Origin of the sequence: Pseudarthrobacter sp. NPDC058119, assembly GCF_042884655.1 — a bacterium.
Lineage (GTDB): Bacteria > Actinomycetota > Actinomycetes > Actinomycetales > Micrococcaceae > Arthrobacter.
In genome coordinates this window covers 41,366-67,071 of the sequence record NZ_JBHVTN010000005.1, presented here as the reverse complement: position 1 = coordinate 67,071, position 25,706 = coordinate 41,366, and the positions used below count along the sequence as shown (strand labels likewise).

The 25,706-nt window shown below is 66.8% G+C and carries 23 protein-coding genes; 10 read left to right on the top strand and 13 right to left on the bottom strand.

Features of this window, described 5'->3' with window-relative positions; all coding sequences use genetic code 11:
- Nucleotides 1–17: 17 nt before the first annotated feature.
- The gene (locus tag ACFVTD_RS12050; protein ID WP_387562890.1) at nucleotides 18–632 is read right to left on the bottom strand and encodes a copper resistance protein CopC; all 615 of its coding nucleotides are present in this window, start codon (nucleotides 630–632) and stop codon (nucleotides 18–20) included.
- A gap of 111 nt (nucleotides 633–743) precedes the next feature.
- Here ACFVTD_RS12050 and ACFVTD_RS12045 point away from each other — a divergent pair, with 111 nt between their 5' ends.
- The gene (locus tag ACFVTD_RS12045; RefSeq protein ID WP_387562887.1) at nucleotides 744–2,186 is read left to right on the top strand and encodes an NCS2 family permease; all 1,443 of its coding nucleotides are present in this window, start codon (nucleotides 744–746) and stop codon (nucleotides 2,184–2,186) included.
- A gap of 77 nt (nucleotides 2,187–2,263) precedes the next feature.
- Here the strand turns inward: ACFVTD_RS12045 and ACFVTD_RS12040 are convergent, their stop codons facing one another.
- Complete coding sequence (locus tag ACFVTD_RS12040) at nucleotides 2,264–3,568, bottom strand: cation:proton antiporter (RefSeq protein WP_387562884.1); 1,305 nt, start codon at nucleotides 3,566–3,568, stop codon at nucleotides 2,264–2,266.
- A 202-nt stretch (nucleotides 3,569–3,770) separates the two neighbouring features.
- Here ACFVTD_RS12040 and hutG point away from each other — a divergent pair, with 202 nt between their 5' ends.
- The gene (hutG, locus tag ACFVTD_RS12035) at nucleotides 3,771–4,760 is read left to right on the top strand and encodes a formimidoylglutamase (protein ID WP_387562881.1); all 990 of its coding nucleotides are present in this window, start codon (nucleotides 3,771–3,773) and stop codon (nucleotides 4,758–4,760) included.
- A 34-nt stretch (nucleotides 4,761–4,794) separates the two neighbouring features.
- Here the strand turns inward: hutG and ACFVTD_RS12030 are convergent, their stop codons facing one another.
- Nucleotides 4,795–5,460: a response regulator gene (locus ACFVTD_RS12030; protein WP_387562878.1), complete on the bottom strand. Its 666-nt coding sequence runs from the start codon at nucleotides 5,458–5,460 to the stop codon at nucleotides 4,795–4,797.
- Complete coding sequence (locus tag ACFVTD_RS12025; protein ID WP_387563587.1) at nucleotides 5,457–7,037, bottom strand: ATP-binding protein; 1,581 nt, start codon at nucleotides 7,035–7,037, stop codon at nucleotides 5,457–5,459. The genes ACFVTD_RS12030 and ACFVTD_RS12025 overlap by 4 nt, the downstream gene beginning before the upstream one ends.
- 310 nt (nucleotides 7,038–7,347) lie before the next feature.
- Here ACFVTD_RS12025 and ACFVTD_RS12020 point away from each other — a divergent pair, with 310 nt between their 5' ends.
- From ACFVTD_RS12020 to ACFVTD_RS12005, 4 genes are read left to right on the top strand one after another with little or no spacing between them, the layout of a single operon-like run.
- The gene (locus ACFVTD_RS12020; protein ID WP_387562875.1) at nucleotides 7,348–8,358 is read left to right on the top strand and encodes a Bug family tripartite tricarboxylate transporter substrate binding protein; all 1,011 of its coding nucleotides are present in this window, start codon (nucleotides 7,348–7,350) and stop codon (nucleotides 8,356–8,358) included.
- Nucleotides 8,355–8,858, top strand: coding sequence for a tripartite tricarboxylate transporter TctB family protein (locus ACFVTD_RS12015; RefSeq protein ID WP_387562872.1), 504 nt, complete (start codon nucleotides 8,355–8,357; stop codon nucleotides 8,856–8,858). Before ACFVTD_RS12020 ends, ACFVTD_RS12015 begins: the two co-directional genes overlap by 4 nt.
- Complete coding sequence (locus tag ACFVTD_RS12010; RefSeq protein ID WP_387562869.1) at nucleotides 8,859–10,397, top strand: tripartite tricarboxylate transporter permease; 1,539 nt, start codon at nucleotides 8,859–8,861, stop codon at nucleotides 10,395–10,397.
- A 51-nt stretch (nucleotides 10,398–10,448) separates the two neighbouring features.
- A complete protein-coding gene (locus tag ACFVTD_RS12005) occupies nucleotides 10,449–10,841 on the top strand; it encodes a universal stress protein (RefSeq protein ID WP_387562866.1) in 393 nt (130 codons plus the stop codon).
- Here ACFVTD_RS12005 and ACFVTD_RS12000 read toward each other — a convergent pair.
- Complete coding sequence (locus ACFVTD_RS12000) at nucleotides 10,838–11,719, bottom strand: fumarylacetoacetate hydrolase family protein (protein WP_387562863.1); 882 nt, start codon at nucleotides 11,717–11,719, stop codon at nucleotides 10,838–10,840. The genes ACFVTD_RS12005 and ACFVTD_RS12000 overlap by 4 nt on opposite strands.
- A 205-nt stretch (nucleotides 11,720–11,924) precedes the next feature.
- Here ACFVTD_RS12000 and ACFVTD_RS11995 point away from each other — a divergent pair, with 205 nt between their 5' ends.
- Nucleotides 11,925–12,182 (top strand): hypothetical protein, encoded by a 258-nt coding sequence (locus ACFVTD_RS11995; protein WP_387562860.1) that lies wholly within the window; start codon nucleotides 11,925–11,927, stop codon nucleotides 12,180–12,182.
- An 80-nt stretch (nucleotides 12,183–12,262) separates the two neighbouring features.
- Here ACFVTD_RS11995 and ACFVTD_RS11990 read toward each other — a convergent pair whose 3' ends face one another.
- The 5 genes from ACFVTD_RS11990 to ACFVTD_RS11970 all read right to left on the bottom strand — a co-directional run bounded on the left by ACFVTD_RS11990 (nucleotide 12,263) and on the right by ACFVTD_RS11970 (nucleotide 18,836).
- Entirely contained in the window at nucleotides 12,263–12,508 is a 246-nt protein-coding gene (locus ACFVTD_RS11990) for a hypothetical protein (RefSeq protein WP_141158359.1), read from the bottom strand.
- Nucleotides 12,509–12,670: 162 nt separating this feature from the next.
- Nucleotides 12,671–14,263 carry a histidine ammonia-lyase gene (gene hutH / locus ACFVTD_RS11985; protein ID WP_387562857.1) on the bottom strand — a complete coding sequence of 531 codons (1,593 nt, stop codon included), beginning with the start codon at nucleotides 14,261–14,263 and terminating at the stop codon, nucleotides 12,671–12,673.
- Nucleotides 14,264–14,265: 2 nt separating this feature from the next.
- A complete protein-coding gene (locus ACFVTD_RS11980; RefSeq protein ID WP_387562854.1) occupies nucleotides 14,266–15,996 on the bottom strand; it encodes a urocanate hydratase in 1,731 nt (576 codons plus the stop codon).
- Between the two features lie 151 nt (nucleotides 15,997–16,147).
- Nucleotides 16,148–17,065 (bottom strand): IclR family transcriptional regulator, encoded by a 918-nt coding sequence (locus ACFVTD_RS11975; RefSeq protein WP_387562851.1) that lies wholly within the window; start codon nucleotides 17,063–17,065, stop codon nucleotides 16,148–16,150.
- Nucleotides 17,066–17,144: 79 nt separating this feature from the next.
- On the bottom strand, nucleotides 17,145–18,836 hold the full coding sequence (locus tag ACFVTD_RS11970; RefSeq protein WP_387562847.1) for an HNH endonuclease: 1,692 nt from the start codon (nucleotides 18,834–18,836) through the stop codon (nucleotides 17,145–17,147).
- Nucleotides 18,837–19,094: 258 nt separating this feature from the next.
- On the opposite strand from ACFVTD_RS11970, the gene ACFVTD_RS11965 reads away from it, so the two are divergent.
- Nucleotides 19,095–20,564 (top strand): amino acid permease, encoded by a 1,470-nt coding sequence (locus ACFVTD_RS11965; protein WP_387562844.1) that lies wholly within the window; start codon nucleotides 19,095–19,097, stop codon nucleotides 20,562–20,564.
- Here ACFVTD_RS11965 and ACFVTD_RS11960 read toward each other — a convergent pair.
- The 3 genes from ACFVTD_RS11960 to ACFVTD_RS11950 all read right to left on the bottom strand — a co-directional run bounded on the left by ACFVTD_RS11960 (nucleotide 20,561) and on the right by ACFVTD_RS11950 (nucleotide 23,721).
- Nucleotides 20,561–21,481, bottom strand: a complete 921-nt coding sequence (locus ACFVTD_RS11960; protein ID WP_387562841.1) for a hydroxymethylglutaryl-CoA lyase — start codon at nucleotides 21,479–21,481, stop codon at nucleotides 20,561–20,563. The genes ACFVTD_RS11965 and ACFVTD_RS11960 overlap by 4 nt on opposite strands.
- Nucleotides 21,481–22,806, bottom strand: a complete 1,326-nt coding sequence (locus tag ACFVTD_RS11955) for a CaiB/BaiF CoA transferase family protein (RefSeq protein ID WP_387562838.1) — start codon at nucleotides 22,804–22,806, stop codon at nucleotides 21,481–21,483. Before ACFVTD_RS11955 ends, ACFVTD_RS11960 begins: the two co-directional genes overlap by 1 nt.
- Nucleotides 22,807–22,947: 141 nt before the next feature.
- Nucleotides 22,948–23,721 carry an IclR family transcriptional regulator gene (locus ACFVTD_RS11950; RefSeq protein WP_387562835.1) on the bottom strand — a complete coding sequence of 258 codons (774 nt, stop codon included), beginning with the start codon at nucleotides 23,719–23,721 and terminating at the stop codon, nucleotides 22,948–22,950.
- 231 nt (nucleotides 23,722–23,952) lie between these two features.
- Here ACFVTD_RS11950 and ACFVTD_RS11945 point away from each other — a divergent pair, with 231 nt between their 5' ends.
- Entirely contained in the window at nucleotides 23,953–24,792 is an 840-nt protein-coding gene (locus ACFVTD_RS11945) for an ABC transporter ATP-binding protein (protein WP_387562832.1), read from the top strand.
- Nucleotides 24,789–25,655, top strand: coding sequence for an ABC transporter permease (locus ACFVTD_RS11940; protein ID WP_387562829.1), 867 nt, complete (start codon nucleotides 24,789–24,791; stop codon nucleotides 25,653–25,655). The genes ACFVTD_RS11945 and ACFVTD_RS11940 overlap by 4 nt, the downstream gene beginning before the upstream one ends.
- Nucleotides 25,656–25,706 lie beyond the last annotated feature (51 nt).

The window sequence follows — 25,706 nt, the reverse complement described above, 5'->3', positions numbered from 1 at the left end:
GCCCCGGGCGGGCGGGACTACTCCCCGTCTTCCCCGTCCCCGGTGAGCCTGCGCCTGGCCATGACGCCGAGCGCTACCAGCAGGCCAACGGCGACCACCGCAAAAATCACGATGCTCCACTGGAACGGCTCGCCCGCGCCCGCAGGCTCCGACGGCTCTTCCGTGGTCCCCGGCTGCGCGGTGCCCATGCCCGGGACCGCGCCGGCCGCCGTCGAACTTCCCCCTGTGGGCGTCCCTGACGCTGCGGCGCCGGACGCCGCAGAAAAGGTGAAGGTACCCTCGATGGGGTGTGAGTCCGAGCTGACCACGCGCCACGCCACCGTGTACGTTCCCGCCGGGCCGCCCGGCCGGAGCTTTTGGATGGCCACGTTGTCCACGATCTGCACGGAGCCGTCAGCCCATTCGGTTCCGCCGGCGTCCTTGACGGAGAAGGACGATCCGATGCCCAGCGGCTTGCTACCGAACGTCACCGAAACCTCGGCGGGCGGGGCAGCCAGTGCCGCCCCCTGCGCCGGACTGGTGGACTCAGCGGCATCATGGGCGGAAGCCGGGGCCGCCAGGCCCAGTGCAGCGGCTGCGAGGACAAACACACCGAGCACCAGGCTCAGCAACTGGCGGTGGACTTGGCGCATGGTAGGGCTGCTCCTCGTGTTGGCTTCCTTACAGACTAGGCGAATTTGGCGGCCTGTCCCTGGCCGCACCATTAGGATGCAGGTATCCCCACACACTCCCCCGGAGGACTAATGCTTAAGCAAGGCTCTGCCCTGGACCGGTATTTCAGGGTCACCGAGCGCGGTTCCAACCTGTCCCGCGAGATCCGCGGCGGGTTCGCCACGTTCTTCGCCATGAGCTACATCGTAGTGCTGAACCCCCTCATCCTGTCCGGCGCGGACTCAAACGCTACGACCTTGGGCTTCACCGCCGTCGCCGCCGTCACCGCCCTGGTGGCCGGCGTCCTCACCATCCTCATGGGGGCCTGGGGACGGCATCCCTTCGCCCTGGCCACAGGCCTGGGCGTCAACGCCTTCGTAGCCGTCACCGTCGCCACCAACCCCGGACTGACCTGGCCGGACATGATGGGCCTGGTGGTCCTGTCCGGTGTCACCATGCTGATCCTGGTCCTGACCGGATTCCGCACCGCTGTGTTCAAGGCCGTTCCGGACGGACTCAAGACAGCCATCGTGGTGGGCATCGGGCTGTTCATCGCCTTGATCGGCCTGGTCAACGCCGGCTTCGTGCGGCGCATCCCGGACGTCGCGGGAACCACCGTGCCGGTTGGCCTGGGCTTCGAAGGCAAGCTCCTGGGCTGGCCGACCGCCGTCTTCGTGTTCGGCCTGATCCTGACCATCGCCCTGGTGGTGCGCAAGGTCAAGGGCGCCATCCTGATCGGCATCATCACCTCCACCGTGCTCTCCGTCATCCTCGAGATGACCCTGCACATCGGCCCGAGCTTCGACGGCAAGAACTTCAACCCGCAGGGCTGGTCCCTGGTGGCCCCGGCATTCTCCGGCTGGGCCGCCCCGGACCTGTCGCTGATCGGCAAGGCCAACCCGTTCGGCGCCTTCGAGCACCTGGGCTTCGTGGCCGCCACCCTGCTGGCCTTCGTCATCCTGCTCAGCATCTTCTTCGACGCCATGGGCACCATGGTGGGCCTGGCCAACGAAGCCGGCACGGTGGACGAGAACGGCAACATTCCCGACGTCGACCGCGTGCTCCAGGTGGACGCCCTCGGCGCCATCATCGGCGGCGGCGCCTCCGTCTCCTCCAACCAGATCTATGTTGAAGCCGGCGCCGGAATCGGCGAAGGCGCCCGCACGGGCGTGGCGTCCATCGTCACCGGCCTGCTGTTCCTGGTGGCCATGTTCTTCACGCCGCTGATCAACCTGGTTCCGTTCGAGGCCGTGGCGCCCGCGCTGGTGGTGGTGGGCTTCATGATGGTCTCCCAGGTGGGCAAGATCGACTGGCAGGACTGGGGCATCGCCATCCCGGCGTTCCTCACCTTCACATTGATGCCCTTCACCTACTCCATCGCCAACGGCCTGGGCGCAGGCTTCATCGCCTACGTCCTGATCCGCACCGTCCAGGGCAGGATCAAGGACATCCACCCGCTGATGTGGGCCGTGGCCGCAGCGTTCGCGCTGTTCTTCGCCATCGGCCCCATCGAGGCGGCCCTGGGAATGAAGTAACCATCTCCGGCAAAGGGCTGGTGCGGCGTCCGCCGCACCAGCCCTTTTGCTTGCCCGGGGCTTTCCGGGCCGGGCACCTACACCGGGGTGTTGGGGGCGAGCCCCTCATCGCCGGAGACAGCCAGCGCCTTCCGCTGCCGCAGCCGGTCCAGCCGGTTCATCAGGGGGGACGTGGTGGCTCCATGGATCACGATGGACAAGGCCACCACCAGCCCAACAAAGGACCAAAGCCAGCGCGCCTGGTCGGTAAAGTGGCCTTCGCCCAACGCAAAGGCGAGGTAGTACAGGGACCCGATTCCGCGGATGCCGAAGAATGACAGTGCCACGCGTTCCCGCGGACCGGTCTTGCCTCCCAGCAGGCCCAGCCAGCCTGCCAGCGGCCGAACCACCAGCAGGAAGGCAAGTGCCACCAGCAGTTCCGGCAGGCCGATCCCGGCCAGCAGCCCGCGGGCGATGGCCCCGCCGAGCAGGACCAGGATCACCACCGTGAGGAGCCGCTCCAGCTGTTCCACATAGGAGTGCAGCACCCGGTGGTAGCCGTGGGTGCGTTCTGCGGCGCGGATGGTCACGGCGCACACAAACACCGCAATGAATCCGTAGCCCTCCACCATTTGCGTCAGCCCGTACGCCAGGAACGTCGCCGCGAGGGCCACAAACCCCTCCGAGTGGTTGGAGAGCCGGAGGCTGTCGGCACGGGCTGAGAAGAACAGCCTGGCGAGCAGCTTTCCGGTGAGGAACCCCACCACGAGCCCGACAGCCAGCCGCCACACCACGTCCAGTCCGAACCATTCGCCGAACCAGGCTGCGGGGTCCGCTCCGGCAACGCTGATGGCAATGGCAAGGTAGACGAACGGAAACGCCAGCCCGTCATTGAGCCCGGCCTCCGAGGTCAGGCCGAACCGGACCTCGTCCTCCTTGTCGGTGTGGTCGTCCTCGTCGGCAGGTTCGCCCACCTGCACCTCCGAGGCCAGGACGGGGTCCGTGGGGGCCAGGCTTGCGGCCACCAGCAGCGCCGCACCGAGCCCCAGGCCCAGGAGCCACATCCCCAGCACGGTCAGCCCCACGATGCACAACGGCATGGCAATACCGAGGAGGCGCCACGTGGTGGACCACCGCCGGCGTCCCACGGGGCGGTCCAGGGCAAGCCCGGCGCCCATCAGCGAGATGATCACGCACACTTCGGCAAGGTGCATGACGAAGTCGCTGTGCTCTAGCGGGTTGGGACTTGGCAGCGAGGGGATCACTGCGAAGGCTGCCATCCCGGCGCCCAGGAAGACCATGGGCATGGACAGCGGAATGTCGCGCAGAAGCTTGGGCAGGACCGCCGCGATAAAGACGGCCAGGCCGGCGGCGGCAAAAAGGATGTCGGGGGCTTCAAACATGGGCTCTCCAGCCTGGAATTGTTTCGACGCCGGCCCGCAGCCATTCCCTGTGCCTGCGGTTCGGCCCGGTCTCACCCTATCCCCCATACCCACCGGCGGGACGTTCCCCACGAACGCCAGGCGCCTTCCGGATTCTTGGATTCCGGACAGGACGACGGCGGGCGTGCTGGTTTTCGCGCCCGGCATGCGGTGAGCTTGGAGCATGTCCCTCCAGCTTCCCGCCGTTGATGTCCCGCCCCAGCCCTGGAACGGAAGGTTCGACGGCGATGGGCCCGGCCACCGCCGCTGGTGGCAGGCGGTGAATTCAGCCCCAACGCCGGGCCCGGGAGCGGCGAAGGAGGCACCGGCAGACGGGATGCCGCATCCGTCCAGCGGGCAGCCGGCGGCCCTCCTGGGGTTTTCCAGCGACGAGGGGGTGCGCCGCAACAAAGGCAGGACCGGCGCGGCGGCGGCGCCGGCAGCGCTGCGGAAAGCACTGGGTCCGCTGGCCTTCCACCTGGACCGCTCCGTGGCCGACGCGGGCGATGTGGTGGTGTCCGGGGAAGACCTGGAGGCCGGCCAGGAACGGCTTGGCCAGGTGCTGGCGGAACTGCTGGATACCGGCCACCAAACCGTGGTGCTGGGCGGCGGCCACGAAACCGCCTATGCCAGCTACCTCGGCGTCAGCGCATCATTAGCTGTACGGTCCGGGCAGCGCCTCGGCGTCCTGAACCTTGACGCCCACTTCGACCTCCGGGACGAGCCGGTGGCCAGCTCCGGCACGCCCTTCCTGCAGATGGCCCGGGCGGAAGCGGACGCCGGACGGGAATTCCGCTACGCCGTCGCCGGCATTTCCGAGCCGAACAACACCCGGGTCCTGTTCGACACCGCGGACAAACTGGGGGTCCGCTACCTGCTGGACGAAGACTGCGACGCGGACCGGACCAGGGACTTCGTGGCGGAGTTCCTGGCAGACATCGACGTGCTGTACCTGACCATCGACCTTGACGTGCTGCCCGCGGCGGTGGCACCCGGCGTCAGCGCGCCCGCAGCCTATGGTGTGCCGCTGACCGTCATTGCGGCCGTCTGCCGGCAGGTGGCCCGGAGCGGGAAACTGCTGCACGTCGACGTGGCGGAGCTGAATCCGGCTTTCGACATTGACGGCCGGACCGCCAAAACCGCTGCCCGGCTGATTGACACGCTGCTGCGCTGAGGGCTGGTTCCCTGAGACGCGCCCGCGGGCCGTTTCAGGGTTTCAGCACGTACCGCCGTTCGGGCCGCCCCACCCCGTACTTGAGCCGCACGTCCAGCGTCCCTTCGTCGTGCAGGTACTCAAGGTAGCGGCGGGCGCTGACGCGGGAGGTTCCAAGTTCCTCAGCCACTTCCGCTGCCGACACGTCTCCGGTGGCGGCGTTCAACGCTGCCTCCACCAGCTTCAGCGTCTCGATGCTGCAGCCTTTGGGCAACGGCCGTTCGGCGCGGTCCAGCCCGAACACCCGGTTCACGTCCGACTGTTCGGCGACGTCCTTGGATGCATCCAGCCCCTGGTACGCATTCCGGTAGTGCTCCAGCCGCTCCTGCAGGTCCGTCTGGGAAAAGGGTTTGATCAGGTAATGGACAATGCCGCCGCGCAGGGCCTTGCGGACGGTCTCGACCTCGCGCGCGGCACTGATGACCAGTACGTCCAGCTCCGGGGCGACAGCGCGCAGGCGTTGCATCAGGTCCAGGCCGTTGATGTCCGGCAGGTGGATGTCCAGCAGCACCAGGTCCGGCTGGAGCCGCCCGGTTTCCGCGACGGCCTGCGCCCCGGTATGGGCGGCCCCCACCACGGTGAAGCCGGGGGTGCGCTGGATGAAGCCGGCATGCACCTTGGCCACCATGAAATCGTCATCGACGATCAAAACCTTGATCACGGCCGGGTACTCCCTCGTTTCAGCACGGCGGTAAAGACTGCACCATTATTGTTCGCCACCGTCAAGTTCCCGCCGCTGCGGCGGCACACTGCCCGCGACAACGCCAAGCCGAAGCCGCGGCTGCCAGCGGGGCCGGGGTCCTTGGTGGTGAAGCCCTGGCGGAAGATCCGGTCGGTGGCACCCCCGGGGACGCCGGGACCGTTGTCCCGCACCGTCACCACAACGTCCCCCGCCCCCTTGCCCTCCACCAGCACCCTGACGGCTGCCTGCGGAAGTCCGGTGACGGCGTCGAACGCGTTGTCCACCAGGTTTCCCACCACGGTGGTGAGGTCCCGGGACAACCCCTCATCCACGCTGTCCAGCACGGAGTCCGGGTCCAGCTGCAGGGCCGCGCCCCGTTCGGCGGCGAGGCTCGACTTCGCGATCAGCAGGGCAGCGAGCGCAGGATCCTTGATGCGGGCCGACACTTCGTCGTTGAGCCGGGTCCGGTCCACGGTGGCACCGTTGACGAACTGGACCACGGAATCGTACTCGCCGATCTGGATCAGGCCGGAGATGACGTGGAGCTGGTTGGCGAACTCGTGCGCCTGAGCCCGGAGGGTGTCCGTGGCGGTGCGGGTGGTGCCGAGCTCATGCTCCAGTTCCGAGAGCTCGGTCCGGTCGCGAAGGGTTGTCACCGAGCCGATCACCCGGCCGCGGGACTGGAATGGTACCCGGTTCATCACCACCAGCCGGTCCCCCACCAGCACCAACTGGTCGGGTCCGGGCTGCTCCCGGGTGAGGACTTCCTTGAGGGCGGGTTCGACGGCGAGCGCCGCCACCCGCTTGCCCACGCAGTCGGGCGGGAGTCCCAGCAGGGCTCGCGCGCTGTGGTTGGCCACCGTGATCCGCTCGTGCAGGTCCAACGCCACGACGCCTTCCTTGAGGCCGTGCAGCATGGCCTCGCGGTTTTCCACCAGGCTGGTGATCTCGCTGGGCTCCATGCCAAGGGTTTGCCGCTTGACCCGGCGCGAGAGCAACAAGGACCCGGCGATGCCCAGGACGCTCGCCACGCCCAGGTATGTCAGGAGGTTGGGCACGGCGTCGCCCAGGCGTTCGAGCACCGTTGGATAGTTGCGGCTGATGGAGGCGATCCCGATCATGCGCCCGGTGTCGTCCAGGACCGGGACGTGCGCGGACAACAACGGCGCAGGGGTCCCGCCCACCACTCCCGTCCAGGCACGGCCCTCCATGACCCTGCTGGCACCCAGCTCCAGCGGCTCACCGATCAGGCTGGGGTCCGAGGACGCCACCACCGTACGGTCGATGCGTGCCAGCGCCACCCGGGATGAGCCGGAAACGATCCGGACAGACTCCGCCACCGCAGGCAACACTGCCCCGCCGCGCGGTTCCGTCTCCGGCAGGAGCTCACGCACCACCGGGTTGCCGCCCAGGGCTTCGGCAGCTGACAGGGCCCGCCGGCCCTCGATCCGTTCGAACGCCGCCGCGGACTGCGCCAGGGAGATGGCCACCACGCCCACCAGCACGGCCAGGACTATGAGCAACTGCAGCAGCAGGTATTGCCCCGCAAGGGACATTCCTCGTCGTCGAGTCACAATGGTCTTCCTGGTAATTGCGGGCGGGGCAACGGACATCCGGCGCCGGTGGCGGCCCGCGGTGCGCGCAGGATATGGGCGCGGGGCCTGGGGTGGTGTACCGGGAACTATATCCCAAGCCCGCAGCAGGCCGCTGTGGGATGCCGGAAACGTGAACGCAATGAACACAACTTTCTCTGCGTACACAAGAGTGATGGGCGTCATGGCCGCCCCTAGCATCGGAAAGCACAAGGCATCGGAACCACGAGTCGGCCGATGCCGGCCAGAATTGTTTTTGAGAGAAGAGGAACACATGCGCCAGATCCGCGCATTGCGAGTTGCCGCCGTTGCTGCCGGCATCGCCCTGATGGCCACCGGCTGCGGTGCCACCAGCAAGAGCTCCACGGGCCCGGAAAGCTCCGGCGCCGCCGCCGGACCCATCACCGGCCTGCAGATCATGGTCCCCAACACCCCCGGCGGCGGTTACGACACCACCGCCCGCGCCGCCGCGAAGGTCCTCGATGACGAGAAGATCTCCACCAACACCGAGGTGTTCAACCTTGCCGGTGCCGGCGGCACCGTGGGCCTGGCCCGCATCGTCAACGAGAAGGGCAACGGCGACCTTGCGATGCTCATGGGCCTGGGCGTTGTGGGTGCCAGCTACACCAACAAGTCCGAGTCCAAGCTGACGGACACCACCCCGCTGGCCCGCCTCATCGAAGAACCCGGCGCAATCATGGTCAGCAAGGACTCGCCGTACAAGACCATCGATGACCTGGTGAAGGCCTGGAAGGCGAATCCCGGTTCCATCGCCGTAGGCGGCGGCTCCTCCCCCGGCGGCCCGGACCACCTGCTGCCCATGCAGCTTGCGGGTGCCGTGGGCATCGACGCCACCAAGGTCAACTTCGTCTCCTACGACGGCGGCGGCGACCTTCTCCCCGCGATCCTTGGCAACAAGCTCGGCTTCGCCGCCTCCGGCGCCGGCGAGTACCTGAAGCAGATCGAGTCCGGCGAGGTCCGCGTCCTGGCCACCAGCGGCGAGAAGCGCCTTGACGGCGTGGACGCACCCACCCTGAAGGAATCCAACATCGACCTGGTGTTCACCAACTGGCGCGGCGTGGTGGCCCCTCCGGGAATCAGCGACAAGGACAAGGCGGCACTGATCGCGGCCCTGGAAAAGATGCACGGCACCGAGGGCTGGAAGGAAGCGCTGAAGACCCACAGCTGGACCGACGCCTTCATCACCGGCGACCAGTTCAAGACCTTCCTCAGCGAGCAGGACAAGCGGGTGGCGGACGTCCTGACCAAGCTTGGGTTGGCGTGACGTCCCTGGCAACAGGTCTCAAAGGCCGCTCCGAGCTGGGAGTTTCCCTCCTGCTCGGGGCGGCCGGCGTCTTGGTCTTCCTGGACGCCAACGGCCTGGTAACCCCGTATTCGAAGTCTGACCCGGTGGGGCCCAAAACGGTCCCGTTCATCGTGGCCGGGATGCTGGTGGCCTGCGCCGTCCTGCTGGCCATCAACGTCCTGCGCGGCGGCAAGGGCGAGGCCGAGGGCGGCGAGGACGTCGACCTGGCACACCCCGCCGACTGGAAAACCGTCCTGCCGCTGGCCGGAGCCTTCATCCTGAACATCCTGCTCATCGACTGGGCGGGCTGGGTGGTCTCCGGAACGGTCCTGTTCTGGGGCAGCGTCCTGGCCCTGGGCAGCCGCCATTATGTCCGGGACGGGTTGATCTCCGTGGCCCTGTCCCTGTTGACCTTCTACGGCTTCTACCTCGGCCTCGGCATTGCACTGCCGGCCGGCCTCCTGGAAGGAATCCTCTAAATGGACGTCTGGTCCTCCCTGATGGACGGTTTTGCCACCGCCCTGACCCCCATGAACTTCCTGTACGCCGTCATCGGCGTCATCCTGGGCACCGCCGTCGGCGTCCTCCCGGGCCTGGGCCCGGCCATGACCGTGGCCCTGCTGCTCCCCGTCACCTACGCGCTGGAACCCACCAGCGCCTTCATCATGTTCGCCGGCATCTACTACGGCGGCATGTACGGCGGCTCCACCACCTCCATCCTCCTCAACACCCCCGGCGAATCGTCCTCCGTGGTCACGGCCATCGAAGGCAACAAGATGGCCAAGGCAGGCCGGGCGGCGCAGGCGCTGGCGACGGCGGCAATCGGCTCGTTCGTCGCAGGTACCATTGGCACCGCCCTGCTGGCCGTCTGCGCACCGGTCGTGGTGAAGTTCGCCGTCAGCCTGGGCGCCCCCAGCTACTTCGCCATCATGGTCCTTGCCCTGCTGGCCGTCACCGCCGTGCTCGGCTCGTCCCGGCTGCGCGGCTTCGCCTCCCTGGGCCTTGGCCTGGCGATCGGCCTGGTAGGGATGGATTCCGTCACCGGCCAGCGCCGCCTGACGTTCGGCCAGCCGCTCCTCGGGGACGGCCTGGACATCGTGGTGGTGGCCGTGGCCATTTTCGCCGTGGGCGAGGCCCTTTGGGTGGCGGCACACCTGCGCCGCACTCCCCTGCACGCCATCCCGGTGGGCCAGCCCTGGATGGGCAAGTCCGACTGGAAGCGCTCCTGGAAACCGTGGCTGCGGGGTACCGCCTTCGGCTTCCCGTTCGGTGCCCTGCCGGCCGGTGGTGCCGAGATCCCCACGTTCCTCTCCTACGTGACGGAAAAGCGCCTGAGCAAACACCCTGAAGAGTTCGGCAAGGGCGCCATCGAAGGCGTGGCCGGTCCGGAAGCAGCCAACAACGCTGCGGCCGCCGGAACCCTGACCCCCATGCTGGCGCTGGGACTGCCCACGAATGCCACCGCAGCCGTGATGCTGGCCGCCTTCACCAGCTACGGAATCCAGCCGGGCCCGCAGCTCTTCACCAGCGAAGGTCCCCTGGTGTGGGCGCTGATCGCGAGCCTCTTCATCGGCAACCTCCTGCTGCTGATCATCAACCTGCCTTTGGCACCGATGTGGGCCAAGCTGCTGCAACTCCCCCGCCCGTACCTGTACGCGGGCATCCTGTTCTTCGCCACGCTGGGCGCCTACTCGGTGAACCTGCAGGCGTTCGACCTGGTGATCCTGCTGGTCCTGGGCGCCCTCGGATTCATGATGCGGCGCTTCGGGCTTCCCGTGCTGCCGCTGATCCTGGGCGTGATCCTTGGCCCGCGGATCGAAGGGCAGCTCCGCAAGACCCTCCAGCTGAGCGCCGGCGACCCGGCAGGGCTCCTGGGTGAGCCGATCGCCGTCGGCATCTATGCCATTATTGGCCTCATCCTGCTCTGGCCCTTTGCCTACAAGGTGTACCGCCGCAACCGTCCGGAGCGCAGGCCGCTGCTCCCGGCCAACTCGGGTGCAGCGGATTACAGTGACTAAGCAGCCGCACCAAAGCCATCCCCGCACATCGAGCAGAAGCAAGGAGACACCATGACGGTCGTTGTGGGATACGTCCCGACACCCGAGGGCGAAGCTGCCCTGGCCCAGGCCATCACCGAAGCCCGGAAGAGCAACAGCACCCTGGTGCTGATCAACTCCTCCAAGGGCGAAACCACAGTGGACACCCGTTTCGCCCAGGAACGGGACATCCAGGACATCGAGCAGCGGCTGGCCACCCAGGGCATCCAGTACGTGGTCAAGCGGCCCGTCCGCGGCCACGACGCCGCAGCTGAGGTGCTGGACGCAGCCGAGGAACACAACGCCGACCTGATTGTGATCGGGCTGCGCCGCCGCACCCCGGTGGGCAAGCTGATCATGGGCAGCACCTCACAACGCATCCTGCTGGAAGCCGACTGCCCGGTCCTGGCCGTCAAAGCGGGCTAGGCCGTCGTGGCCGCCCGCGTCCGGAACAGCTCCTGGCGCTGGCGGCCCAGGCCTTCCACCTCTACCTCCACCACGTCGCCGGGCTGGAGGTAGGGGAAACGGCCGCTTAAGGCCACCCCCTGCGGTGTACCGGTAAGGATCACATCTCCGGGCTCAAGCCGCATGTACTGGCTGCAGTGGTGGATCAGGGTGGGCGCATTGAAAATGAGCTCCGCCGACGTTGAATCCTGCCGCGGCTGGCCGTTCACCCAGCTGCGCAGCCGCAGGTTGCCGCCGTCGATCTGGTCCGCGGGCACCAGCCACGGGCCCAGCGGCGTGGATCCGGGAAGCGATTTGCCCTTGGTCCACTGGCCCGCAGCCCCCGGCAGCTGGTACTCCCGTTCGGAAAAGTCATTGGCAGTGACGTAACCGGCTATGCAGCCGGCAGCTTCGTCCGGCGAGGCAAGGTAGCTGGCCTCCTTGCCGATCACGATCCCCAGTTCCACCTCCCAGTCGTATTGCGTGGAGCGGGGCGGAAGCGGGGCCGGGTCGAACGGGCCCGTGACGGTGTTGCTCGGCTTGAGGAAGACCACGGGAATGGTGGGCGGCTCCGCTCCCGATTCCGCGGCGTGGGCGGCGTAGTTCATCCCGATGCCAACCACTGAGCCGGGCCGGGCAACGGGGGAACCCACCCGCAGGCCGGCAGCGCCTTCCAGGTCCGGCAGCTCCCCCGCCTCGAGCGCCTTCCGGGCCTTTTCCAGGCCGCCGTCAGCAAGGAAGGCACCGTCCACGTCGGCGGTGAGGGGCAGCAGGCTGAAATACCGGTCCGGGCCCTCCGGGGAGGTGACCAGCAAGGCCGGCTGCTCGCGGCCGCTGTCGCCCAGGCGCATGATCTTCATACCGTGTTCTCCTCAGCTGTTTCGACGGGATTTCCGGGCCCTCCGGGTACCCACTTCCATGGTCCCCGATAAGGGCGCGGCGCCCGGAACGGAACGCTTTGTGACCGCATCTGGGGCTGGCGAAAGAGCAGTCATCTGACATATAACGTCATCAATAGGTAGAATGTTGGAGCCATACTGGCACGAAACACAGAAAGTTCAGCACATGACTACAGCCACCTTGGAGCGCGTAAGCGCCGCCCAGACCGCCGAAGGACCTGCTTCCCGGTCCATCAGCCTGGAGTTTTCCAGCGCCAGTGAGGTCCACGCCGGACTGGAAGAGGCGGTGGCAGAACTGATCGAAGTTGCAGCCAAGGACGCTGCCTGCGGAATCCTGGTCACCAGGCTGCACCCGGGACGCTACACGGTGGCCCTGGACGAATCAGTCCCCTTCGGCGAAACCTACGAGTCCATCGCCGCCTGACCAAAACCAGGAAAATCCCCGCCCTCCGATTGGGAGTGCGGGGATTTTTGTTGCTCCTGGGTACTGCCTGGCCCGGACCGTCAGCCGCGGCGGACCTGCACGCCGTCGGACTTCAGGAAAAGCTGCTTTTCCGCCGGACCTGACGGGCCCGCCGGCACCAGCCAGAGGACGTTGCCGCTCTGCGACACCTCTTCCACCTCCCCCGCTGCCACCACATGCGCATGCTTGATGATCTCGACGCGGTCCCCGGCCTGGAGTGCCCTCCAGTTGGAAACCGCGGCGGAATGGGCATTGCGCCTCGACAGGACTGCCCCACGTGCTTTCATTTGAACTTCTACCCCTTTGTATCGTTCTGCCGCCACAGCCTCTTTGATGTGACTTTCACTACATCTTCAGTTCTACTACACTCCCGGCGCCACGGCGTGCCGTGGCGCCGGATATTCCGCGTTGCGGACGGTGGCGCAGCAGCCCCTGAAGATCCTTCGGTGTCAGGCGAGCGGCCCGACGGCGGATTCGGCCGCCGCGCGGACGTCGCCTGAAGCGACCAGCCGGTCAGCCGCTTCCAGTTCCGGGGACAGGAAACGGTCCGTCCCCGGCCCCTCCACCACCTCACGGAGCGCTGCCACCACCGCGGTTCCGGCCGGCCCCGGAGTCAGGACGCCGCCGGAGAGCTGGGTACGGATATCCAGGGCCCGGGCGGAGGTCACCAGTTCAATGGCCAGGACGCGGCGGAGGTTCTCCACGGCTTTGCGCAGCTTCCGCGCCGCGTGCCAGCCCATGGACACGTGGTCCTCCTGCATGGCCGAGCTCGGAATGGAGTCCACGGACGCCGGGACCGCGAGCCGCTTGTTGTCCGAGACCAGCCCGGCCTGGGTGTACTGCGCGATCATCAGGCCGGAGTCCACGCCGGGGTCTGCTGCCAGGAACGCCGGGAGGCCGTGCGAGCGGGCAGGGTCCAGCATCCGGTCGGTTCGGCGTTCGGCGATGGAGCTGAGGTCTGCGACGGCGATGGCCAGGTAGTCCAGGACGTAGGCCACCGGTGCGCCGTGGAAGTTGCCGTTGGAGCTGACCCGGCCGTCGGGGAGCACTACCGGGTTGTCGATGGCAGCGGCCAGTTCGCGGGTGGCCACCAGCTCGGCGTGGTCCACGGTGTCGCGGACGGCGCCGGCCACCTGCGGGGCGCAGCGCAACGAATAGGCATCCTGCACCCGGGAATCCCCCACCTTGTGCGAGGCCACGATGGGCGAATTCGAGAGCACGCGCAGCATGTTGTCCGCGCTGGCCGCCTGGCCCGGGTGTGGCCGCAGCGCGGCGTGCAGCTCGGGCAGGAACACCTGGTCGGTGCCCAGCAGCGCCTCGACGCTCAGCGCGGCCGTGATGTCCGCCGTCGCCAGCAGCTGGCGCAGGTCCGCGATGGCCATCAGGAGCATGCCCAGCATGCCCTCGGTGCCGTTGACCAGCGCCAGCCCTTCCTTCTCAGCCAGGGTGACCGGTTCGATGCCGTGCTCTGCAAGCAGGTCAGCGACAGTCCGCTCTCCCCGCCCGCCATACGTGGCGCCGTCGGGCCCGGCCGCTTCACCCTCCCCCATCAGGACCAGTGCGCAGTGGGACAAGGGCGCCAGGTCACCGGAGCAGCCCAGCGAACCGAACTCGCGGACCACGGGGGTGATGCCGGCGTTGAGGACGTCTACCATGGTCTGCAGGACCACGGGGCGGACGCCGGTGCGGCCGGAGGCGAGTGTCTTGGCGCGCAGGAACATGATGCCGCGCACCACCTCGCGCTCCACTGCCGGGCCCATGCCCGCCGCGTGGCTGCGGATCAGCGATTTCTGCAGCTGGGTGCGCAGCCCGCCCGGGATGTGGCGGTTGGCCAGTGCGCCGAAGCCCGTGGAGATGCCGTAGGCAGGAGTGTCGCTGGAGGCCAGGCTGTCGATGTGGGCGCGGACCTTGGCCACGGTTTCAAGTGCTTCGGGGGCGATGGCCACCTTGGCGTCGTGGCGCGCGACGGCGAGCACATCCTCAGGCGTGACGCCGGCGGATCCGAGGGTGACGGTCAGCGGTTCGTGGGTAATCGTGGTCATGGCTACTTGCTCTCATTCATGGGGATGCGGACGCCGCGTTCCTTGGCGACGTCGACGGCGCGGTCGTAGCCGGCGTCGACGTGACGGATGACGCCCATGCCGGGATCGTTGGTGAGGAGCCGTTCGAGCTTCTCGGCGGCGAGGTCCGTACCGTCCGCGACGGACACCTGGCCTGCGTGGATGGACCGGCCGATGCCGACGCCGCCGCCGTGGTGGATGGACACCCAGGTGGCACCGGAGGAGGTGTTGAGCAGGGCGTTCAGGAGGGGCCAGTCGGCGATGGCGTCCGAACCGTCGGCCATGGCTTCGGTTTCTCGGTACGGGGAGGCGACAGAGCCGGAGTCCAGGTGGTCGCGGCCGATCACGATGGGCGCCTTGACCTTGCCTTCCTTGACGAGCTGGTTGAACAGCAGGCCCGCTTTGGCGCGTTCGCCGTAGCCCAGCCAGCAGATGCGGGCGGGCAGGCCCTCGAACTCCACCCGGTCCTGGGCGGCGTCGATCCACTTATGCAGGTGCTTGTTCTCCGGGAAGAGCTCCTTGATGGCCTCATCGGTGACGCGGATGTCCTCCGGGTCGCCGGAGAGCGCCACCCAGCGGAAGGGGCCAAGGCCTTCGCAGAACAGCGGGCGGATGTAGGCGGGGACGAAGCCGGGGAATTCGAAGGCACGGGCGTAGCCGCCCTTGCGGGCCTCGTCGCGGATGGAGTTGCCGTAGTCGAAGACCTCGGCGCCGGCGTCCTGGAATTCCACCATGGCCTGCACGTGGCGGGCCATCGAGGCCTGGGCCTTCTTGGTGAATCCTTCGGGATCCGCCTCGGCTTCGCGGTGCCATTCGGCCACGGAGATGCCCTCCGGCAGGTAGGACAGGGGGTCGTGGGCGCTGGTCTGGTCGGTGACGACGTCCACGGTCAGCTCGCCGGCCTTGTGGCGGCGCAGCAGTTCCGGGAAGATCTCGGCGGCGTTGCCCACGTAGCCCACGGACCAGCCGCGGCGTTCTTCCTTGGCCTTGAGCACTTTGGCGATGGCGGCGTCGAGGTCTGTTTCCACCTCGTCCAGGTAGCGCTTGCCGGCACGGCGGCGCAGGCGTGTCTCGTCGACGTCGACGATCAGGCAGGCGCCGTCGTTCAGGGTGACGGCGAGCGGCTGGGCGCCGCCCATGCCGCCGCAGCCGCCGGTCAAGGTAAGGGTTCCGGCGAGCGGTCCTTCAGTGGAGCCTTCGGCTGCGGGTGCGGGATGGCGGCCGGCTTCCGCGAGTTTGCGTCCGACGGCGGCGAAGGTTTCGTAGGTGCCCTGCAGGATGCCCTGGGTGCCGATGTAGATCCAGGAACCGGCGGTCATCTGGCCGTACATCAGCAGGCCCTCGGCCTCAAGCCGGCGGAATTCGGGCCACGTGGCCCAGTCGCCCACGAGGTTGGAGTTGGCCAGCAACACGCGGGGAGCCCATTCATGGGTACGGAAGACGCCCACCGGCTTGCCGGACTGGACCAGGAGGGTTTCGTCCTTTTCCATGTTTTCCAGGGTGCGGGTGATGGCGTCGAACGCGGCCCAGGAGCGGACGGCCCGGCCTGTGCCGCCGTAGACCACCAGGTCATCGGGGCGCTCGGCGACCTCGGGGTCCAGGTTGTTCATCAGCATGCGCAGGGGTGCTTCGGTCTGCCAGGACTTGGCGGTGAGCTCGGTGCCGCGGGCTGCTTTGACCGGGCGGGCACCGGTGGTGAAATCGGCGGGTGCCATGGTGGCTCCTTCTGGTGATTTGTCTGATGGAGGAAAGAAGTTCTGTATCAACTAAAGCCCCCGGAGGAAGGGATCCACAGGGCTTTTTCGAGGGTGCTGTCCGGAATGCCAGACGCACGCCGGACCTTCTGCCGGGGCTTGGTGGACGGCTTTACTTGGTGGGACGTCCGTGGATCCGGACAGAGAGTTCGTCGGCCACTTTTTGGACGCGGGCGGCCAGGAGCGGCCATTCTTCCGCGGTGAGCTTGTCCTCCAGGAAGGTGACGGCAACGGCGGCCGTGGGCCAGCCGAGATGGTCCGTGACGGCTGCGGCGATGGAGCCGAAGCCGGGGGTCACCTCCCCATGCTCGGTGGCGTACCCGCGCTGCCTGACCTGGTCGAGGTGGGAGGACAGTGCCGAGTACTTCATGATGGCGCCCTCCACCTCATGGCGGGCGCTGAAGGCTGCGGCATTCGGGTAGAGCGCACGGACCTGGGACTTGGGCAGGGCGGCGAGGATTGCCCGGCCGCTGGCGGTGAGGTGGCTGGGCAGGCGGACGCCGACGTCGGTTACCAGGGACGGGCGGTTCTTGGCCCGCTCTTCCACGATGTACAGGACATCCCTGCCGTGAAGCACGGCAAGGTGCGCGCTTTCACCTATGGCATCCACCAGGCTGGCGAGCAGGGGTCGGCCCAGCCGGGACAGCGGCTCCTGCCGGGAATAGGCCGAGCTAAGTTCAAAGGCGCTGATGCCAAGGCCGTAGCGCTGCTCCTCGTGAAGATGGAGGACGAAGCCGTTCGCCTCCATCACCCCCAGCAGGTGGTACACGCTGGAGCGGGGAAGGTCCAGGCTGGAGGCGATCTGGGATGCCGCCATTGGCCCGCGCCTGGATGCAAGCAACTTGAGGATGCGCAGGGTGTTTTCCGCGGCAGGCACTTTTGACGAAGCCTTGGCCGCTGCACGGGGGGCGCGGGCTTCGGTGCCTGATGTTGCGGAGCCCCGTGGTGCGGTGCTTAGTGGTTCGGTGCCGGGCGTTTCAGTGCCGGGTGTTTGGGCGGTTCGTGCTGCGGCGCTTAGTGCTGTGCTCATGGGCGAAAAGGGTCTTTCTGCGTAGCTCTGTCCGGTATCCCGTACTCAAGCTTGCGCCCTGGGCCTTGGCCATTTCGTCTCATGGTAAAGCTGCAGTGTCTGCAATACCAGACATTGGACCGTATCCTCCCCAAGGGACGGCTCCGTTGGCCGCGGGTGCGCGTTGGGCTCGATTACAAACGCGACGCCTCATCGAGCGATTACCGGCAGTTCGTCGAAGTCCAAAAAACAAGTTCCACTCCGGGAAAGGGTCAGCGGGGAGCTGGCCTTCCAGGGGTCCTGGATCGTCAGGAACACCAAGCTCCTCAAGCAAGCCGGGGTGTTCGGGTACGCACACGTCCGGCCACTCCAGTGCCCCTGTTGGAATCTCCCGTTCTGAGGCGTCGCTGAACAGTGCCAGGAGCCAGTGTGGCCAGTGGGTTGGTTCTGAATCCTGCCGTTCGGGGTTGTAGTGGCGTCCGGTGGGTGAGGTCCAGCCGGGTGGTTCATTCTTGTTGGCCGGGCCGGGTGTCCATTGGCTGTGGTGTTTGAGTCGATGGTGTTTGGGGCAGAGCTGGGCCAGGTTGCTGACATCAGTGGTGCCGCCGTGTTCCCAGGCTTGGAGGTGGTCGGTGTCGTTGTCAGGGGTCTTGTTGGTGCAGCCGGGGAAGGTGCATTTGGCATCGCGCATCCTGATCCAGTGTTTGATGGGGCCGGTGAGCCGGTAGTTCTTCCGGCCAATTTCCAGGGGTGCCCCGTCCCTTGGGTCGACCAGGACCCGGTAGAAGGAGTCGGCGCCGTCCGCGACCAGCCTCCGCGCCATGGACGCCGGGATGGGTCCGAAGCCGTCGAGTTCGGCCGGCTCATCCGTCGTCCCGAGCATGGAGAGTACCGGCACCAGGACGAGTACGTCGGCCCGCGGGGTGGGAACCTTGCCGACTTCGGCAGGGTTACCAGCTCCGAGTAGCAGGGAGGCGGCGATGTCGGGGCGGAGTTGGGTGAGGGTGCGGGGTTCGTTGGGGCCTTGGAGTCCGCGGGCGGTGGCGGTGGTGCGGTTCCAGATCGCGCACGCGGTGTCCCCGGGGAGGTAGAGGGAGAGCCAGGCCATGCCGTCCGTGTCGGGGGTGTATTCCATCCTCCGGTCAGCCGCCCCTTTGGCGTGGCGTTGCTGGATCGATTCGGGGTGGTGGCGTTCCCGCCAACCACGGACCTTGGCCCGGAACCGGGACGGAACGAGGTCCCCCGGGGCGGCACCCCGGGCGGGGTTCGGTGCGGCCGGGTCGAAGAAATGCGCCACCAACGCAGCCGCGGACTCAGGGGTAAGGCCTTCGGTCTCGTCTGCGATTATGCGGGCGTGCTGCCACGACATCGCCCCGGCGGCCAGCGTCTCGAAGGCCAGCGGGAGGGAACAGATCCGGCGTGACTGCTCCACCAACGCCCCCGCGGCCGCGGAGCTGATGGTCAGGACCCCGGCGATCTCCTCGACCACGGACATCCGCACATAAGTGCAGTCCGTAACGGAGGCGTCCGGCGGCGTCATGGCCTCCTGGAACCCAACCGACTCGGCGGCGTCCTGTGCTTTGACCGCGGCGAGCTGCGCTTCCAGCCGGGCCGCAACCTCCAACCGTTCCAGCCGGATCTCATACCGCCGCTGCAACACATCAACCTCAACACCCGCGGAGGTCAACGCAGCATCGTCCAGGTTCTGGTCCTCAAAAGTGAGCGCATCCAGGGCGGCAACAGAGGCACGGACACCCTCCAAAACCACCCCAACACCACCGCCGATTCCCATACCCACATCATCCAACGACCCACTGACATTCAAGCCGGGCGCCGCCGTCGTAAGCGTATTCGCTGCGCAACCTACCTTTCGCACCCCAAATACCCCGCGCGAAAAGGAACCTGCGCAGCGCAAGAACCCGCCCTCCGCGAAAGGTGCCACCGACAGTCTGGAACCGAAGACACCAACCCTGCGTGAGCCTCATCACGAAGGGCCCGAAAATGGTCTGCTGGTTAGCGGCTCCCCTCCCAAAGACGAGAAGGTAACTCTATGCAACCCACCCCAACCCGGACCCAAAGTCCGGTGGAAACGCACAAGCCGGCAGCCGTCGTCGGACAAGTCCTCAACAGGGGGCTCAATGTCCGGCATATCCGCTTCATGGCCCTGGGCTCGGCTATCGGCACGGGCCTCTTCTACGGCTCCGCCTCGGCGATCCAGAAAGCAGGGCCGGCCGTCCTGCTGGCCTACATCATCGGCGGCGCCGCGGTGTTCATGGTGATGCGGGCCCTGGGCGAGATGGCGGTGCGGCACCCGGTGTCGGGCTCCTTCAGCCAGTATGCGAGCCGTTATCTTGGCCCCCTGGCCGGCTTCGTGACCGGCTGGACGTACGTGTTCGAGATGGCGATCGTCGCCATCGCCGACGTCACGGCGTTCAGCATCTATATGGGCTTCTGGTTCCCGCAAGTGGACCGCTGGATCTGGATCCTGGCCGTCATCTGCTTCCTGGCAGCGCTCAACCTGCTCAGCGTCAAGGTCTTTGGCGAGCTCGAGTTCTGGTTCTCGCTGATCAAGGTCGCAGCCATCATCGCCATGATCGCCGGCGGCGCAGCGATCATCGTTTTCGGCTTCCAGACAGCCGATTCCCCTGTCGCGCCAGGGCTTGGAAACCTTGTTGCGCACGGCGGCCTTTTCCCCAACGGATTCGAAGGCCTCCTGGCATCCTTCGCGGTGGTGATGTTCGCCTTCGGCGGCATCGAGACCCTGGGCATCACGGCCGGCGAGGCGGCCGACCCCAAGAAGGTCATCCCCAAGGCCGTCAACACCGTCCCCGTGCGCGTCCTGTTGTTCTACGTCCTCACCCTGGGCGTCCTGATGAGCCTCTTCCCGTGGGACCAGGTGGGCACCAGCGGCGGTCCCTTCGTGCAGATCTTCAGCAGCCTCGGCATCCCTGCAGCACCGCACATCCTCAATGCCGTGGTCATCACAGCGGCGCTCTCGGCCATCAACAGCGACATCTTCGGTGCCGGACGCATCCTTTTCGGACTGTCCAACCAGGGCCACGCGCCCGCCGCCTTCGGGAAGGTTTCGCGGCACGGCGTCCCCTGGATGACCGTGGTGATGATGGCCGGGATCCTGCTGGTGGGCGTGGTCCTCAATGCCGTCATCCCGGAAGACGTGTTCCTGGTGATCGCTTCCATCGCTACCTTCGCCACCGTCTGGGTGTGGGTGATGATCCTGGCGTCCCATGTGGCCATGAAGCGGGAAATCGCGCGGAAGGGACTGCCGGCGTCGGAATTCCCCTCGCCATGGTGGCCGGCCGCGTCTATCCTGACCATCGCCTTCATGGCACTGGTGATCGCCGTGCTGGGCGCCTTCGAGGACACCCGGATCGCGCTGTATGTCGGCGCGGCCTGGCTGGGGCTGCTGGTCCTGGCCTACCGGCTGTGGATCAAGGGTGACGGACGACGGCGGGCCCACCTTGAGGACGAGACCTCACCGCTGCCCGTGGTTTCCTCCTAGGCGGCCTTGGGGAACACTCCTGCGCCGGCGAGCCCCGAGCGCGGCACCGTCTCCACTTTGGCGCAGATCCAGCGCCCCAGTTCGGTGGCCGCCCGCGGGTCTATCGAGGTGGCAAACCCTGCCCGTTCCAACATCCAGGCCAGGTCTTCCGTGGAGATATTGCCGGCCGCGCCGGGAGCAAAGGGGCAGCCGCCCAGGCCTCCCACGGCACTGTCAAAGACCCTGACGCCGGACGCCATGGCCGCGTAGGTGTTTGCCAGTGCAGTGTGGCGCGTTTCGTGCAGGTGGGCCCGCAGCGGCACCTCCGTTTCCGATGCCAGGGCGGCAAAGACCTCGTTGACCTGCCACGGGACGGCGCAGCCGATGGTGTCGGCTAAGGCAACCTCCGCCAGCTGGCCTCGCTGCAGTGCGCTGCGGACGACCGAGAGGGTCTGTTCCCCCGTTACGTCACCCTGGTATGGACAACCGAAGGCGACGGCGGCCGTGACCGTGACCGGGATGGCGGCAGCGGCAGCGATTCCTGATACTTCTTCCAAAGCGTCGAGGGCCTCGGCGACGGTGGTGTTCTGGTTGGCCGCCGCGAAGGCATCCGTCACCGGCAGGACGTAGTTGATCTCGTCCACCCCCGCGTCCACCGCCCTGTGCGCGCCGCGGGTGTTCAGCACCAGCCCGATGTAGCTGGCGCCGGCGTCCCGCGGCACCCCGGCCATGACGGCATCGGCGTCGGCCATTTGCGGAACTTTCTTGGGGTTTACGAAGCTCACTGCCTCAATCCGCCTGGCGCCCAGGGCAATCAGTTCGTTGATAAGGCGCAGCTTGTCGTGGGTGCTGACCGGAACCTTTTCGTTCTGCAGCCCGTCCCGGGGACTGACGTCCACGATGGAGACTGCGTCTCCGGCTGCTGTCATTCCGTTCATCAGATGGCACCTTCGTCCTTGGCATCCTGCAGTTCTTCGACATTCAGTTTGAGCAAACCCCCGTAGACGTCGCTGTTGTGTGAGCCGGGCACCAGAGGCCCGTTCCATGCGATGCCGCCACTGGTCCGGGACAGCTTGGGGATGATGCCCGGCTGGACCACCGTCCCCAACTGTTCATCAGCAACGTCCACCAGCATCCCGCGCGCCCGCAGCTGTGGGTCCTCGAAGATGTCCTCGATGGTACTCACGGTGCTGTTGGGAACCGCGTGCCGGTCCAGGCACGCCACCAGTTCCGAGTGGTTGAAGCCTGCGGCCCATTCGGCGATCAGTTGTTCCAACGCCTCCTGGTTGACGCCGCGGGAAGCGTGGTTGCTGTAGAGGGGGTCGGAAGCCAGCTCGGGGGCGCCCATCGCGGCAGCCAGCCGCACGAACACCGAGTCCTGGTTGGCAGCGATCACCACCCACTTTCCGTCGCTGGAGCGGAAAATATTCGACGGCGCTATCCCCTTCAGTCCGGAACCGCTGGGGCCCGGCACAACGCCCGCAGCCGCGTAATCGGGCACGGCACTTTCCAACAGGGAGAAGCAAGCCTCTACGAGGGACACGTCCACAATCTGCCCCGTCCCTCCCTTGGCATCCCGCCAGTACAAAGCCAACAGAATTCCCTGCAGCGCGTAGAGCGAAGCGAGGCTGTCCCCCAGCGAGATACCTGTCCGGGGCGGCGCCTGGTCCGGATATCCATTCAGGTGGCGCAGGCCGCCGCGGGCCTCGGCCACGGAAGCGTAGCCCGGTTTGTTCGCGTCCGGTCCGGTCTGGCCGTAGCCGGACACCCTGGCAATGACCAGGCCGGGGTTGCTTTGCCACAGCACCTCGGGGGCGAGGCCGAGTTTCTCGAGCGTTCCGGGGCGGAAATTCTCCAGGATGACGTCGGCTTCCCTGCAAAGTTCCAGGAACAGCTCACGACCGCGGGGTGACTTGAGGTCCAGCGTGACGCATTTCTTCCCCCGTGACTGGACCGACCACCAGAGCGTATGGCCCTGCACCCGGGCCCGGCCCCACTCCCGCATGGGATCGGGACGGTCGGGAGACTCGATCTTGATGACCTCCGCACCGAAGTCTGCGAGCTGCCGTCCCGCAAAAGGGCCCGCAATCAGCGAGCCGAGCTCCAGTACCCGCACGCCGGCGAGCGGTCCGTCGGCCGTTCCCACGGCGCCGAGGGCAGGTGCAGCCCCGGGGCCGGCCCACTCCCGGGCGCCCGGTCCGGAGTCTGTGTGCTGCCCACCGCGCATGCCGTCGGTAGGCGCGGTCTGTGAAGTTTCCACCATCTTTGGGACTCCTGTTCTGCCGGCAGCCGGTGTCCGGGCCGCGTTGCCCGGCCTGCCGTGGATCGCGAAGCATCGTTGGCCCGACAACTCATATTGTGGACCCAAAATCACAATGTGGATAGAGGGATCCGGGAACCGGCCTTACTGGGGGATGGTGCCGCCCATCACCCGGGTGCCCTCCTCGGCGGCCGCCAGCACCTGCTCCACCCAGGACGCGCAGACGTCGAAGGGCATCCTCAGCGCGGGACCCATCACCGTCAGGGCCCCGAAGAGTTCACCCTGCGGCCCGAAAATCGGAGCCGAGATTCCGCTGGCGCCGGACACGCGCTCACCGGTGGTGATGGCGAAACCGTCTGCCCGGACTTTGGCGACCGACTCCTCCAGGCTCGCGGCATCGGTGATGGTCTGGTCGGTCAGGGACGCCAGGCCGGACCGGTACACGCGCTCCGCGACGTCCGGGTTCCAAGCCAGCAGCACCCGCCCCGCCGCGCCGACGTGCAACGGCATGATTTCACCGACGCTCACCGCCCGCCGAAGCATGCGGCGGGTCTCGGCCAGGGCGATGCAGACGCGCTTTCCCTGGGATTCGCGGAAGATGCAGGCTGTCTCACCCAGTTCGTCACGAAGCCTCCGCAGCACGGGGGTCAGCAGTTCCAGGAAGTCCAGGCCCTGGGTTGCCGGCGCTGCCCAGTGGGCCATCCGCACCCCTACCCGGTAACGGTCGCCGTGCCGGTCCAGGATTCCTTCCTGCACCATGTTGGCCACCAGGCGCTGCACCGTGGAGTGCGGAACCCCAGTGCTGGAACGGATCTCGGCCAGCGACAACTCGGGCCGGACCAGGGAAAAGGCATCGAGGATGGCAGTGATCTTTCGCAGGACCAACAGGGGCGTGGTCGACGTGTCGCTGGAGCTCATGGGGAAAGTGTATGAGCCACGGAGGCGTTGAGTGTGACCGAAGTAACTGTTAGCATCAGGTCCACATCATGATGGAGAACCCACGATGTGGCAGGTGGACACCTGCTGATGAGCAATACCAACGGAGTCCGTACACGGGACTCTGGACGCGGACCGATGCACCACCATCGTTCCGACAGCGTGAACCAGCAGGGGGAACAAGCGGCCGGAGTTGGCCGGGAAGAGGCAAAGATGCCAACTGCACAGCCAGCCACGTCCGGATATGCCGTGGAGCTCACCGGGTGCACCAAACAATTTCCAACATCCGGAGGCGAGACCTACTTCGCAGTCCGCGACATCGACCTGAAGGTTGAACCCGGCCGCTTCGTCTCGATTGTTGGCCCGACCGGATCAGGAAAGTCCACCATCCTGAACATGGCGGCAGGTCTCCTGACTCCCAGCTTCGGCGAGGTCAAGAGCTTCGGCGAACCGGTGGCGGGAGTGAACCGCCGGGCGTCCTACATGTTCCAGCAGGACGCCCTGCTGCCGTGGAAAACCGTCATCGACAACGTCAGCCTGGGCCTGACCATGGCCGGCGTCTCCAAGGCCGAGGCCCACTCGGAATCCCGGCGCTGGCTCGAAAAGGTGGGCCTCAAGAACTTCGCGGACCGCTACCCGCACCAGCTCAGCGGCGGCATGCGCAAGCGCACAGCCATCGCCCAGGCCTGGATCGTCAACCCGGACATCCTCCTGATGGACGAGCCGTTTTCCGCCCTCGACGTCCAGACCCGCCAGATCATGGAAAACGAACTCCTGCAGCTTTGGCAGGAATCCGGCAAGGCGGTGGTCTTCATTACCCACGACCTAGACGAAGCGATTGCCTTGTCCGACGAAGTGGTCATCCTGGGCGCGGGCCCCGGAAGCACCGTGGTGGGAAGCTACCAGATCGACATTCCCCGCCCCCGCGACCTGCTGGACATCCGGGATGACCCGCGCTTCGTTGCCCTGCACCGGGAGATCTGGGGGCGCCTGAAAATCGAAGTCTCAAAGACCTACGAAAGCGCCATGGCAGAGGAAGGTGACGCAGCATGACCATCCTCGGTTCACGGAAGCCGGGTCCGCGCGGGAACGGCTCTCCCGGCAGCACCCAGGACCGCAGCCCCGCCAGCCGGTCCACCCGCCGGGGAGAAATGTCACCCCTGGCCATGCGGAGCATCCAGCTCCTCCTCACGGTCGTCGTGCTGGGAGCGTGGGAGGTCCTGGGCCGGGCCGGGGTGATTGACGAATTCTTCTTCCCCCTTCCCTCGGACATCTTCCAGACCGTGTGGCTCTGGGTGTCGTCAGGGTTCGTGTTCCCCCATCTCTGGGTGACCATGCAGGAAGCCATCCTCGCCTTCCTGGTGGGTGCCGCCGTCGGACTCCTCTTGGGCTTCATCCTCGCCCGCGTCCGTTTCCTTGAACGGCTGCTGGACCCCTTCCTCCAGATGTTCAATGCCCTCCCCCGGGTGGTCCTGGCCCCGATCTTCCTGCTGTGGTTCGGCCTGGGCATCTGGTCCAAGGTCGCTTTCGGCTTCACCCTGGTGTTCTTCATCGTCTTCTTCAACACCCTGGAAGGGGTCAAGAGCGTGGACCGGGTCTTGGTGGACAACGCCAGGATGCTGGGGGCCAGCGAAAAGCAGCTCCTGCGCCACGTCTTCATCCCCAGCGCCCTGACCTGGATCTTTTCCAGCCTGCACATCAGCGTCGGCTTCGCCATCACCGGCGCAGTGGTGGGCGAGTACCTGGGCGCGTCGGGCGGCGTTGGATACGCGATCGCCCAGGCCCAGGGCGTCTTCGATACCAAGGGCGTGTTTGCGGGGATGTTCATCCTCATGATCGTCGTCCTGATCATCGACCTCCTGGTCAACCGCCTGGAGCGGCACCTGCTCAGGTGGCGCCCGGTCCGGTCTGCCTGACCCCGCCCGGCCAAGAGCTGCTTTACCGGCGCAGAAACTCAACAACCCGCC